The sequence below is a fragment of the Peterkaempfera griseoplana genome (assembly GCF_001418575.1).
Lineage (GTDB): Bacteria > Actinomycetota > Actinomycetes > Streptomycetales > Streptomycetaceae > Peterkaempfera > Peterkaempfera griseoplana.
Map to the genome: position 1 here is coordinate 15,680 of NZ_LIQR01000097.1, position 11,754 is coordinate 27,433.

Annotated in this window: 10 protein-coding genes; 3 read left to right on the forward strand and 7 right to left on the reverse strand. The window is 72.6% G+C overall.

Annotated elements, in window-relative coordinates; all coding sequences use genetic code 11:
• Nucleotides 1–98: 98 nt before the first annotated feature.
• Nucleotides 99–1,925 carry an acyl-CoA dehydrogenase gene (locus tag AOK09_RS08010; protein WP_055586422.1) on the reverse strand — a complete coding sequence of 609 codons (1,827 nt, stop codon included), beginning with the start codon at nt 1,923–1,925 and terminating at the stop codon, nt 99–101.
• 228 nt (nt 1,926–2,153) lie between these two features.
• Here AOK09_RS08010 and AOK09_RS08015 point away from each other — a divergent pair, with 228 nt between their 5' ends.
• Both AOK09_RS08015 and AOK09_RS08020 read left to right on the forward strand, forming a co-directional pair.
• Nucleotides 2,154–2,699, forward strand: a complete 546-nt coding sequence (locus AOK09_RS08015; RefSeq protein WP_055586423.1) for an SseB family protein — start codon at nt 2,154–2,156, stop codon at nt 2,697–2,699.
• A 118-nt stretch (nt 2,700–2,817) separates the two neighbouring features.
• Nucleotides 2,818–3,777, forward strand: a complete 960-nt coding sequence (locus AOK09_RS08020; RefSeq protein WP_055586424.1) for a pirin family protein — start codon at nt 2,818–2,820, stop codon at nt 3,775–3,777.
• 28 nt (nt 3,778–3,805) lie between these two features.
• Here the strand turns inward: AOK09_RS08020 and AOK09_RS43100 are convergent, their stop codons facing one another.
• The 6 genes from AOK09_RS43100 to AOK09_RS08050 all read right to left on the reverse strand — a co-directional run bounded on the left by AOK09_RS43100 (nt 3,806) and on the right by AOK09_RS08050 (nt 9,077).
• Nucleotides 3,806–4,630, reverse strand: coding sequence for a hypothetical protein (locus AOK09_RS43100; RefSeq protein WP_063795881.1), 825 nt, complete (start codon nt 4,628–4,630; stop codon nt 3,806–3,808).
• Nucleotides 4,631–4,719: 89 nt separating this feature from the next.
• Entirely contained in the window at nt 4,720–5,337 is a 618-nt protein-coding gene (locus AOK09_RS08030; protein WP_055586426.1) for a hypothetical protein, read from the reverse strand.
• Between the two features lie 55 nt (nt 5,338–5,392).
• On the reverse strand, nt 5,393–6,376 hold the full coding sequence (locus AOK09_RS08035) for an NlpC/P60 family protein (protein WP_055586427.1): 984 nt from the start codon (nt 6,374–6,376) through the stop codon (nt 5,393–5,395).
• A gap of 91 nt (nt 6,377–6,467) precedes the next feature.
• Nucleotides 6,468–6,800 (reverse strand): WXG100 family type VII secretion target, encoded by a 333-nt coding sequence (locus tag AOK09_RS08040; protein ID WP_055586428.1) that lies wholly within the window; start codon nt 6,798–6,800, stop codon nt 6,468–6,470.
• A 95-nt stretch (nt 6,801–6,895) separates the two neighbouring features.
• Nucleotides 6,896–7,732: a hypothetical protein gene (locus tag AOK09_RS08045; protein WP_055586429.1), complete on the reverse strand. Its 837-nt coding sequence runs from the start codon at nt 7,730–7,732 to the stop codon at nt 6,896–6,898.
• A gap of 22 nt (nt 7,733–7,754) precedes the next feature.
• Nucleotides 7,755–9,077, reverse strand: a complete 1,323-nt coding sequence (locus tag AOK09_RS08050) for a hypothetical protein (protein ID WP_245687174.1) — start codon at nt 9,075–9,077, stop codon at nt 7,755–7,757.
• A gap of 873 nt (nt 9,078–9,950) precedes the next feature.
• Between AOK09_RS08050 and AOK09_RS08055 the strand changes: the two genes are divergently transcribed.
• On the forward strand, nt 9,951–11,705 hold the full coding sequence (locus tag AOK09_RS08055) for a hypothetical protein (protein WP_157875828.1): 1,755 nt from the start codon (nt 9,951–9,953) through the stop codon (nt 11,703–11,705).
• Nucleotides 11,706–11,754 lie beyond the last annotated feature (49 nt).

Genomic DNA, 11,754 nt, shown 5'->3' on the forward strand with positions numbered 1-11,754 from the left:
GGCGCCGGACTCATCGAAGCACTCCCGGGGGGAGCACAGCGAGGGGGTCCCGGGGCGGATGCCCTGGGACCCCCTCGCTGTGAGGGTGGGTCAGCCGGTCAGAAGGCGTCCTCCGGCAGCTCCATGATCGCGTTGTCGATGTTCTCGGCGATCAGGCGCTGCGGGGTGACGGTGGGCAGGACGTTGCGGGCGTAGAAGCGGGCCGCGGCCACCTTGCCCTGGTAGAAGGCGACGTCCTTGCCGGTGGCGCCCGGCAGCTTGGCCAGTGCCACGGCGGCCTGGCGCAGCAGCAGCCAGCCGATGACCACGTCGCCGGAGGCCATCAGCAGCCGGGTGGTGTTGAGGCCGACCTTGTACATGTTCTTGACGTCCTGCTCGACCGAGGAGAGGTCGGCGAGCATCTTGCCGACGATGGCCTCCAGGTCGCCGGAGGCCTTGGCCAGCGCCTCGCGCTCGCCGGCCAGCTCCTCGCCGCCCTCGCCGCCGGCGAGGAACTTCTGGATCTGCTCGGAGAGCGCGGTGAGGGCCTGGCCGCCGTCCTTGACGATCTTCCGGAAGAAGAAGTCCTGGCCCTGGATGGCGGTGGTGCCCTCGTAGAGGGTGTCGATCTTGGCGTCGCGGATGTACTGCTCCAGCGGGTACTCCTGCAGGTAGCCGGAGCCGCCGAAGGTCTGCAGCGACTGGGCGAGCTGCTCGTAGGACTTCTCGGAGCCGTAGCCCTTGACGATGGGCAGCAGCAGGTCGTTGAGCCGCTCGGCCGCCTCGGCGCTCTCGCCGCGCAGCTTGGCGGACTCGATGTCGTCCTGGACGGAGGCGGTGAAGAGCACCAGCGCGCGCATGCCCTCGGCGTACGCCTTCTGGGTCATCAGCGAGCGGCGGACGTCGGGGTGGTGGGTGATGGTGACGCGGGGGGCGGCCTTGTCCAGGAAGTTGGCCAGGTCCGGCCCCTGCACCCGCTCCTTGGCGTACTCCAGGGCGTTGAGGTAGCCGGTGGAGAGGGTGGCGATGGCCTTGGTGCCGACCATCATCCGGGCGAACTCGATGATCTTGAACATCTGGCGGATGCCGTCGACGGTCTCACCGAGCAGCCAGCCCCGCGCCGGGTGCTTGGCGCCGAAGGTCATCTCGCAGGTGTTGGAGGCCTTGAGGCCCATCTTGTGCTCGACGTTGGTGGCGTAGACGCCGTTGCGCTCGCCGAGCTCGCCGGTCTCCCAGTCGAAGTCGAACTTGGGCACGATGTAGAGGCCGAGGCCCTTGGTGCCGGGCTTGCCGCCCTCGGGGCGGGCCAGCACCAGGTGGATGATGTTCTCGGACATGTCGTGCTCGCCCGAGGTGATGAAGCGCTTGACGCCCTCGATGTGCCAGGAGCCGTCGTCCTGCTTGACCGCCTTGGTGCGTCCGGCGCCCACGTCGGAGCCGGCGTCGGGCTCGGTGAGGACCATGGTGGCGCCCCACTGGCGGTCGACCATCAGCTGGGCGACCTTCTTCTGCTCGTCGGTGCCCTCCTCGAAGACGACCTGGCCGAAGGCCGGGCCGGAGGAGTACATCCAGATGGCGGGGTTGGAGCCCAGCACCAGCTCGGCGTAGGCCCAGAGCAGCGAGCGCGGGGTGGGGGTGCCGCCCAGCTCCTCGGGCAGGCCCAGCCGCCACCACTCGGCGTCCATGAAGGTCTGGTAGCTCTTCTTGAAGGTGTCGGGTATGGGGGCGGTGCTGGTCTCGGGGTCGAAGACCGGAGGGTTGCGGTCCGCGTCGGCGAAGGAGGCTGCCAGGTCGTTCTCGGCCAGGCGGGCGATCTCGTCCAGGATGTTCTTGGCGGTCTCGACGTCCATCTCGGCGAACGGCCCGCTGCCGTACACCTGGTCGCGGCCGAGCACCTCGAAGAGGTTGAACTCCACGTCGCGGAGGTTGGACTTGTAGTGACCCATGGCCTTCTCCGGTCATCGCGTAGGTCGGTGCCGGGGGTCTTCAGTACGCCCGTGCGGAGGCGCCCCCCTACCCGTCAGTAGTGCCATGATGCTACCCGGCGGTAACATATTCAACCCCTGCGGACATGAGGGTCGTCACGTCCCACTGTGCCTCCGGCGCCGCTCCGGCGCCGCTGCTTTGCCGAACAGGCGCCCCACCGCCTCCCGCCGGGCCGATAGCCTGGACCCGTGTACGGCTATGACCAGACCGCGACCGGGGCCGGGGCAGGCTACCCGGGAGGCCCCTACCAGCAGGCGGGGCCGCAGCCCGGCATGGGCGGCATGCCCGGCCCGGCCGGTGCGCACCCGGGGGGCGCCCCGCACGCCGCCGGATACGGCGAGCAGCCGCCGCAGCAGCCGCGCTACCCCGAGCCCTCCCCGCCCTCGCTGGCCGACGCGGTGCGCGCCTTCACCAGCGGCGGGCTCACGGTGGAGGACTTCCAGGCGATCTTCATCACCTCCAAGGTCTACTGTCCGCGCGGTGAGCGTCCCGGCTTCCTGACGCTGCACAACACCCCCACGCCGGTGATCCCGATGTTCAGCTCGCTCAAGGAGCTGCGCCGCTACGCCGGCAAGGACTCCAAGTACTTCACGGTCACCGGGGCCGAGGTGCTCGACCTGCTGCCCACCGGCTACGGGTTCGCCCTGGACATGGAGGGTGAGCACCGGATGGTGTTCGACGCCAAGGCGGTGGAGCAGATGGTCGACTTCACCATGCGCCGGATGTACGGCTGACCCGTCCGTTCCCGCGCGGGCCCGGGTGCGCTGCTGTCGCGCGGAATAGTCCAACCTTCAACTTGCTTTGTAGTTGATTGTTGAACTACATTGGGCCAAGACACCCCAGGAGGCCGACATGCCCGCCGTGACCGTCGAGAACCCGCTGGTTCTGCCCAAGGTCGACACCCCGGACCCCACCACCACCCGGGCCCGCAGGGTCCGCCAGGTCGCCGTCGCGCCGCAGGGCTACGAGGGCGAGGGCTTCCCGGTGCGCCGCGCCTTCGCCGGCATCCACACCCGCCACCTGGACCCGTTCATCATGATGGACCAGATGGGCGAGGTGGAGTACGCGCCGGGCGAGCCCAAGGGCACCCCCTGGCACCCGCACCGCGGCTTCGAGACCGTCACCTACCTGATCGACGGCAAGTTCGTCCACAAGGACTCCACGGGCGGCGGCGGCTTCCTCGGCGGCGGCGACACCCAGTGGATGACCGCCGGCTCCGGACTGCTGCACATCGAGACCCCGCCCGAGGACCTGGTGGTCTCCGGCGGCCTCTTCCACGGACTCCAGCTCTGGGTCAACCTGCCCGGCTCCGACAAGATGACGGCCCCCCGCTACCAGGACATCTCCGGGGAGAAGGTCAAGCTGCTGACCACCCCCGACGGCGGCTCGGTGCTGCGGCTGATCGCCGGTGAGCTGGACGGCCACCAGGGCCCCGGGATCACCCACACCCCCATCACCATGGTGCACGCCACCATCAGCCCCGGAGCCCGGATCACCCTGCCGTGGCGCAGCGACTTCAACGCCCTGGTGTACGCGCTCAACGGCGACGGCACCGTCGGCGAGGAGAACCGCCCGTTCGGCCTGGGCCAGGCAGTGCTCTTCGGCGACGGCGACAGCATCACCGTCCAGGCCGCCGACCGCCAGGAGTCCCGCTCCCCCAACCTGGACGTGATCATCCTGGGCGGACGCCCGATCCGTGAGCCCGTCGCCTGGTACGGCCCCTTCGTGATGAACAGCCACCGGGAGCTGGAGCAGGCCTTCGAGGACTTCCGCGCCGGCCGGCTGGGACAGATCCCCGCCGAGCACGCCTGACCGGAGCGCGACGGCGGTGTGCGCGCCCTCACCCGAGGTGCGCGTACACCGCCGTCGCGTCGTCCTGCGCCTTGCCGCGCGGCCAGCGCACACAGCGGGGGTCGGACGCCTCCACCGCGCGCACCCTGGCCAGCAGTTCACCCGGACCCGGGCCCGCCATCAGCTCCAGGGCGTCCGCCCAGCCGCCCAGCCCGTACCGCTCCACATAGCGCGCGGCGCCGTCCGAGAGCGCCGCCACCCCGCGCAGCCCGGCCAGCGGCGCCGCACCGCTCTCGGCGTGCTCCGCCGCCCTCGGCAGGGCGGCCGCCACCCAGGGGCCCCGCCCGGTGTTGCGGACCGCCCGCACCGCCAGGACGTACTGCATGTGCAGCGCCGCCCGCTCCGGTGAGCCGGGCGCGCTGGCCCACACCCGCCGCCGCAGCTCCTCGCCCGCCGTGAACGGCTGGTTGCCGCCGACCACCACCGGCTCCCCGGCGTACGGGTGGAGCACCAGCAGGGAGTCACCGAGCACCGCGTACTCCAGCTCGGCGCCCTGCCGGCGCGCCGCCACCACCATCGCCGCCGGGGTGTTGGGGTGCGACAGATCGCAGCGCCCGCCGTGCAGGGCCGCCGTCTCGGCGATGGCGTCCCCCAGGCACTGCGCCGCCGTGCGGTCCGCCCGGTCGGTCAGCCGGGCCAGCAGATGCACCCCCAGCCGCCGTGCGTACCAGGCCGTGCCGTGCCGGCAGCCGGACTCCAGACCCGCCGGCGTGCTCGATCCGTCGACCAGCACCAGCGCCTCGGACGTCGCAGCCGCGAAGTCCTCACTGATCCGGTCCGGGTGCTGCGGTTCCCCCGCCATCTCCACCTGCACCAGCCCAGTGTGGCCGCGGCCGCACGATGCCGACAGGGGTTCGGCGGACGGTCACCCGAACGCGGTCGGGCCGCCGGGCCACGTCCGTCTCAGGGGTGCCAGATCTCCCGGAGGTCGGAGATCCTCCCCGAGGTGACGGTGATCTCATAGAGGTCACCCGAGCAGGAGAGCGGCGGCGCCACCTCGGCGTGCGCCAGACAGGCGGAGATGTGCCGGGACAGCTCCGCGATCGAGACCGGCCGGGGGGTGGAGACGGCGGCCAGCTCCGCGGTGGCGCCGGGCGCCAGCGGATAGCGGACGGCCTTGCCGGTGCCCGCGTACCCCCCGCCGTCGGGGTCGCAGCTGAACGTCGCCGTCCGCAGCGGCAGCAGGCCGCCCGCCGGGACGCCGGTCACCTGCACCACCCGGTGCCCCGTGGCCAGCCGGGGCTCCGTGCAGTCGAACGACGGCTCCGGGTCCAGCGGCAGGTCCCCCGCGCCCGAGGCCGCCGCCGAGGGTGCCTCCGAGACCGCGGCCCGGGATGCGGCCGGGTCGGGGAGGGCGTCCGGGGCGGGTGCCCCGGACGGTTCGGCGGCCTGGGTGGACACGGGCGCCGAGGCCGCGGCGGTGGGCGGCGCGGAGGCCGCCGTGCCGCCGCTTCTGCAGGAGGTGAGCGTGGCCAGGGCCGCGGCGAGGACCGCCGCGGCCGTCAGGCTGCGGGAGGGCATGGCGAAGTGATCCCTTGCTTGGTGTCGTGGGCGGGCCGGACGGGCGCGGCGTCCCTCAGAGGTCGTTGCGGCGGTACGGGACGTACGGCTGGCCGATCGCCCGCTCATGGGCAGCGTCGCCGGAGTAGTAGGGGTACGGGATGACATGCGAGACGGTGCCCTGCGACCCGTTGTCCTCCAAGGCGATGTACTTGGTGTGCGCGGCGTCGGCCCAGCCGCCGAACAGGACCGTGTGATCGCCGGCGATCAGCGCGTCACCCGGTTGCAGCTCGTCCTTGGTGATGGGGTGCGAGACGCTCCTGCCCTGCAGCCCGTCGGTGTTCAGCCCGGGCGGCTTCAGACCCCAGGCGGCGGAGACGAAGCCCGAGCAGTCGTCGCGGTAGCCGTTGGTGGTGGCCGACTGGCTGTAGCCGATGCGGTGGTTGATCCGCTCCAGTGCGCGGTCCAGGATGCCGCGGCGGACCTCGGAGAGCCCGGAGGTGTCCGGGGCGGTCTGCACGCCGGCACCCGTCGTGGTGTGGTGGGTGCCCGGCTTCCAGGCGTCCCAGGAGCCGACCGTCTTCCACTTGCCGTCGCCGTGGCCCTGGTAGGAGTCAGATCCGGTGCTGGTACCGCCGCCACCCTTGCCGTCGCCGCCACCGGTGTGCTTGGGGCTCTTGGGCTTGGTCTGCTCCTTCTCGTGCTTCTTCATCTGCTCGTGGATCCTGCGGTCGGCCGCGGCGTACTCGTCCGCCACCGCCTTGAGCTTCTGTGCGTCCACCGCGAGTTCGGCGGTGAGCTTCTGCTGGACCCCCGCCAGTGCGGCCGCCTGGCTCTCGATCGCCTTGACGTCCTTGAGGACCTCGTAGGCGGTCGCCAGGCCGCCCACCCCGCCGCCGAGGGCGGCCGCCGCCAGGTCGATCCCCGCCGCACGGGCGATGGTGGCCTGGATGCTCCCCAACTGCTTGGAGACCTCGGCGAGCTGCTCGCTCGCGGAGTGCCACTCCTGCTGCAGCTTGGAGAGTTCCTGCAACTGAACGCCGAACTGGTCGTCTGCCATGCCGTTCCCCCGTCCCCCTGATGTCCTGCCGTACCGATGCGCCGATGGTTGCCGGTCCGCCCGCTACGACGGCTGCGCGGACCGCGCCGGTTCACATCACATTGGCCAGGCGCTCCACGGACTTGCCCAGCGCCTCCAGGTCGTCCGCGGCGCCGGCCAGCTCCCGCAGGCGGCCCTGCGCATGGGAGGAGAAGGCGTCAGCGGCCTTCCCGTGCCAGGTGACCTGGCCCACCGCCGCGTCCATCTCCTTGCGCAGCGCGTCGATCCTCCGCCCCAGCGTGCCGAGTTCGGCAGCGATCCGGTGCAGGTCCTCGGTGCCCCCGAACATCTTGTCCAGCACCGCGTGCGCCACCTCGACCGGTGTCATCACGACGTCCTCGACGACATTGGTGACGTCGTTCCAGGCCTTGCCAACAAAGCTCATAAGGCTGCTCCCCCGTGTCTCCTGAGCCCGTCTGTGCCTGGGATCAGCGTAGTCCAGGGCCCAGCCGCCTCCATAGGCCTCCTCATGACGGTACGTCAGTCGTGCGGGCGGCCACCCCAGAACGCATGGACCACCGTGGCGTCGTCGCTGACCTTGCCGCGCTGCCAGCGCCGTCGGCCGGGGTCGGACGCCTCGGCGGTCCGTACCCGCGCCAGCAGGCCGCCCGGCCCGTCCGAGGCGAGCAGCCGCATCGCGTCGGGCCAGTCGCCCAGCCGCAGCAGGTCCACATAGCGGCTGGCCCCGTCGCTCATCGCGGCCACCGCGCGCAGCTGCGCCACCGCCACCGAACCGGTCACCGCCTCACCCGCCACCGCCGGGTCCGCCGCCGCGGTCCAGAACCCGCCGCGGCGGTTGCGCAGCCCCTCCACCGCCGCGGCCGAGCGGGCCTCGGCGCGGGCCCGCTCCGCGGTCCCCTCCGGCAGTGCCGCCGCGGCCTTCCGCATCCTCCGGACGGTCCGCGCCACCCGGTCGTCGGTGACCACCTCCAGCCGGTCCGGCAGCTCCAGCACCACGGTGCAGTCGGCCAGCACCAGGTACTCGAAGTGCCCGTCCACCACCCGGCCCGCCGCGACGGTGGCCTGCGGAGTGGCGCGGACGGTCAGATCACAGCCGCCACCGTGCGCCCCGGCGGTGCCCTGGACGGCCGCGGCCAGGCAGTCGTCGAGCCCGCTTCCGGGGGAGCCGATGATCTCCGTCAGCAGCCGGACACCCAGCTGCCGTACGTACCAGACCACCCCGTGGGTGCACCCCGGGTCGTTCGGGCCCGGGGTGACCCCGTCCAGCACCACGAAGGCGTCCGGGGTGACCAGCGCGAAGTCCTCGTTCTCCCGGTCCGCCGCGCCCGCCTCGGTCGCCAGCTCGATCTCCACCATGTGCCCATCCTGCCCCGGGCGGCTACGGCGCGGTCTGGCAGACGAACACCAGATAGCCGCCGTAGGCGGTGGAGAAGGCGGTCGCCGCACTCAGCAGGATCACCGTCGAGGCCCGGCTGCGGACCCTCGCCAGAGCGGTGGCCAACGGCAGCAGCAGCGGGAAGGCCGGCAGCAGGAAGCGCGCCCGCGACGGGAAGTACGCCGCGTCGCCCAGCGCGATCAGCAGGATCACCGCGCTGAACACCAGCAGCGGCAGCGCCTGCCGGTGCACCAGCGAGAGGGCGAACAGCACCACGGCGCCGAACAGCACACAGGCCACCACCAGCCGGCCCAGCGTCACCGGCTGTGCATGGACGAAGAGCAGGCGCAGGTCGTGCAGGGTGGAGGCGCCCCAGTCGAAGCGCGACCTCCAGAGCATCTGGACCTGGAAGTACCCGTTCCAGCGGCCCAGCCGCAGCCCCACCCAGCCCACGAAGCCCAGCCAGCCCAGCGGTGCCAGCACAGCGCCCAACAGCGGCCGCCGCCACCCGGCGGCGGCGCGCCGGGCGGTGCCGCCGCTTCCGGGCGGGCCGGCGAAGGCCGTGGGGACGCCGCCCGCGGCCGTGCGGCGGCGCCTCAGCTGCGCGACCAGCTCCGCCGCCGCGCCCGCGCAGACGGCGGCGGCCACCGCCACACCGCTCGGCCGGGTGAGGCCCGCCAGGACGGCCAGCACCCCGGCCCACACCCAGCGCCGGGTGACCACCGCATAGAGGGCCCAGGCGGCGAATGCGGTGAACACCGGTTCGGTGTAGGCCATCCCCTCCACCACCGCATGCGGAAGCACTCCCCAGAGCACCGCCGCGATGACACCGGTGCGCCGCCCGTAGCGGGCCGCGGTCACCGCGAAGATCCCCCAGGCGGCGGCCAGCGCGCCCACCCAGGCGACCAGCAGCGCCACATACTCCAGCGGCAGCGGCAGCACGGTGTGCACGGCGGTGATCAGCGCCGGGTAGGCCGGAAAGAAGGCCAGGTCGGTGTACTCATGGTGGCCGTTGACGATGTCCGCCACCGGCAACGAGTGGTCGTACCCCAGCGCGGCGATCTGCGTGTACCAGCCGGCGTCCCACAGCGTGGCCAGCGTCTCCAGGCCCGGCGTCCCGCGCTGGTGCCCCCACACCACGATCAGCAGCACCCCGACCGCCCGGACGCCCGCGTAGCAGAGCAGCGCCGGAGCGGCGAGGCGGGCCGCGCCGCGCAGCCGCCGGGCTGTGCCGCCGAGGCGCCGGGCCCAGGGGCTGTGCGCCTCCGGGCGGGTACCGGACGGCAGGTCCGGCGGCGGTTCCGGAGGACGTTTCCCCGCGGTCACCGTGTGGATGGGAAGGGCGTTCACAGCGTCCCCCAGGCAGCTGTCACGGCGGCGGGCCCGGCCCGCCCACCAGGCGAATCCGTCACGGCACCGGCATCCACCCCCGAACCCCCGGTGCCGGCCCCACGCATGGGACGGCACCGTCCCCGGCCCGGTTCCCGTTCCTCCCCGCCGCGGTGGCCAGGCAGGGTGTGACATACGCGACATGCCGGGTCGGCCGGGGAGCGGCCGGTCGGTACGCCGGCGGTGGGCCGCCGGGGCCCGTCGGCCACGCGGGCTGTCGGTCCTGGCCGACGGAGGACGGCCCGGGGGCAGGCGGGAGGTCGCGGACCCGGATGCGGCGGACCGCGTGGACGGCCACGAAGGCCGCGGTGACCAGCAGCGCGGCGTGGAGGGCGTCGGCGGGGCCCCGGCCACCACGCCGGGTGCGGCGAGCAGCTGCGGCAGCCCTGCGGCGATCACCGACGCACCCTGGAGGACGGGGAGCCAGGCCGGCAGTCCCAAGCCGCGGTCGCCTCCGGTGCCGCGCGGTACCCGCGCCGGCGCCCAGCGCGTGAAGGCGGCGTCCGCCGCAGTCAGTGCGCCGCCCGACACGACGACGGGCCGGTCCGGGGGAGGCAGCAGCCCGTACCCCCGGTCGGATCCTCCGCCGCGGATGCCCACCACGGCGGCGGCCCCCCTCATCCGGTGCCGGCGGAACGGAGACCTGCGGACGGCGGCCCCGGCCGAGCGGAGCGGCATGCCCAAGACTGTGCGGATTTGCGGCCGGGCGCCCCTCGCCGGATGCCAACGTCCTGGTCAACTGGAATCTCGGGGACGCAAGTTCGGATAGTTTCCGGGTACGTCCGACCCCTGTCCCAGAAGGGAACCTCGTTGACCCAGACCCTGCGGCGCCGTCGTGGACGGCTCGTGCTGCTGTTGTCCGGAGCGCTCCTGGCCGCGCTCCCGGCGACAGCGGTGGCCGCGCAGACCCCGATCGACCCGGCGCTGCCGACGCCCACGGTGACGGCCGAGTACGGCTGTGGCACCGACGGCACGGCATGGATCACCCCGTCCATCCCCTCTCCCGAGTGGGTGAACTTCCAGGTGGGGATTCCCAGTCCCACCCTGAACGGTCAGAAGTTCCAAGGGACCGTCCACCTGTGGGATCTTGACGGCTCCCAGTCCGCCGACGGCTCGACCGAGCAGTCCCCGGTCCCCTACCAGTCGGTCTACGTCCCCCTCTCCCTGGAGGACGGGCACAGCTACGGCTGGTACGCGTCGACCTTCGACGGGACGTCGTACTCCGAACCGACCAGCACCTGCTACTTCACGGTGGACAGCAGCCAGCCCTCCGTCGGGGACATCACCAATCCCGACTTCCCGCAGGCCGGCACCCCGGGAAGGCCGCAGAAGGCGGCCGGGCAGTCGACCACCTTCACCTTCAGCGGTGCGGACACCCTGCCGGATGGCTGCGACACCGCGGCTGGTCCGGACTGCCAGGCCAGCGGCCTGGACCACTTTGTGTACTCGTTCAACGAGGCCCCGGGGAGCGGGGCCCCGAAGGTCGTCCCCGGCCCCGACGGCAGGGCCAGTGTGACGGTCGGCCTCACGAACTGGGGCGTCTACACCTTCTACGTCTCCGCGGTGGACGTGGCCGGCAGGCAGTCACAGCCCCGTACGTACTCCTTCTACGTCCCTGACCAGCTCCCGCCCCCCACGGCGCCCACGGTGGACCTCAGCGCCCCCGCGGCCTCGCCCCGCGCGCTGGGGCTGACCGCCACCGGCCTGCTGTCGGACGGCCCGTACGAGCCGGGCCAGGTCGTCCATGTGCGCAGGTCCGACGCCGCCCACCCCGCAGGGGTGGCGCTGCCCGACGCGGCGCTGACCACCGACGGTGGCTTCCGGATCATCGACCACCCGGGCGTCGGCGGCGGCAACACCTACACCGTGAGCTACCCGGGCGACGCCGACCACCTGGCGGCCACCGGCACAACGACCGTCCAGGTCTCCCGCAGGGCCGCTTCCTTGTCGCTCGCCACCAACGCGTCGGCCTACGCCTACGGTGCGACCGCCACGGTCACCGCCCACCTCGGCGCGACCTACGACGGCCGTACCGTGCTGATCTACGCTCAGCCCGCCGGCGGCAAGAAGACCCTGGTCAAGAGCGGAGCGGTGGACAGCCAGGGCAATCTGCGGACGAGCTTCCAGGTCACCCGGGGGACCACCTTCAGCGCGGCCTTCGCGGGCGACCAGCGTTATGCGCCCGCCGCCACCCGGAGCGTCACCGGCTACGCCAAGGTGACCGGGTCGCAGAGCGGCTACTTCAGCAGCACCCACTACGGCAGCACCCTCTACCGGGTCTACCACCACACCGCCGCGGAGCAGCTCAATGTCTCGGTCGCGCCCAACAAGGCCGGCCAGTGTGTGGTCTACCGGGTCGAGCAGTACTCCGGCGGCGCCTGGCACACGCTGAGCACCACCTCCTGCGCGGCCCTCAGCCAGGCCAGCACCGGATCCCACCGGATCAGCCTCACCCATGCGGTGGGCGGCAGGTTCCGGGTGGTCGCCGGTTATCTGCACAGCAGTGACGACGCCACCAACCTCAGCACCTGGGGGAGCTGGCAGTACTTCAGCGTGGTGCAGTGACCACCGGGGCACCGTGATGCGTAGGGGCCCGCCCCGGCAGGGGCGGGCC

What these genes read in the sequence shown, in the direction of transcription:
- AOK09_RS08010 (WP_055586422.1), bottom strand. Translation starts at nt 1,925, where the DNA reads ATGGGTCACTACAAGTCCAACCTCCGCGACGTGGAGTTCAACCTCTTC.
- AOK09_RS08020 (WP_055586424.1), top strand. Translation starts at nt 2,818, where the DNA reads ATGCCCGCCGTGACCGTCGAGAACCCGCTGGTTCTGCCCAAGGTCGAC.
- AOK09_RS08030 (WP_055586426.1), bottom strand. Translation starts at nt 5,337, where the DNA reads ATGCCCTCCCGCAGCCTGACGGCCGCGGCGGTCCTCGCCGCGGCCCTG.
- AOK09_RS08035 (WP_055586427.1), bottom strand. Translation starts at nt 6,376, where the DNA reads ATGGCAGACGACCAGTTCGGCGTTCAGTTGCAGGAACTCTCCAAGCTG.
- AOK09_RS08040 (WP_055586428.1), bottom strand. Translation starts at nt 6,800, where the DNA reads ATGAGCTTTGTTGGCAAGGCCTGGAACGACGTCACCAATGTCGTCGAG.
- AOK09_RS08045 (WP_055586429.1), bottom strand. Translation starts at nt 7,732, where the DNA reads ATGGTGGAGATCGAGCTGGCGACCGAGGCGGGCGCGGCGGACCGGGAG.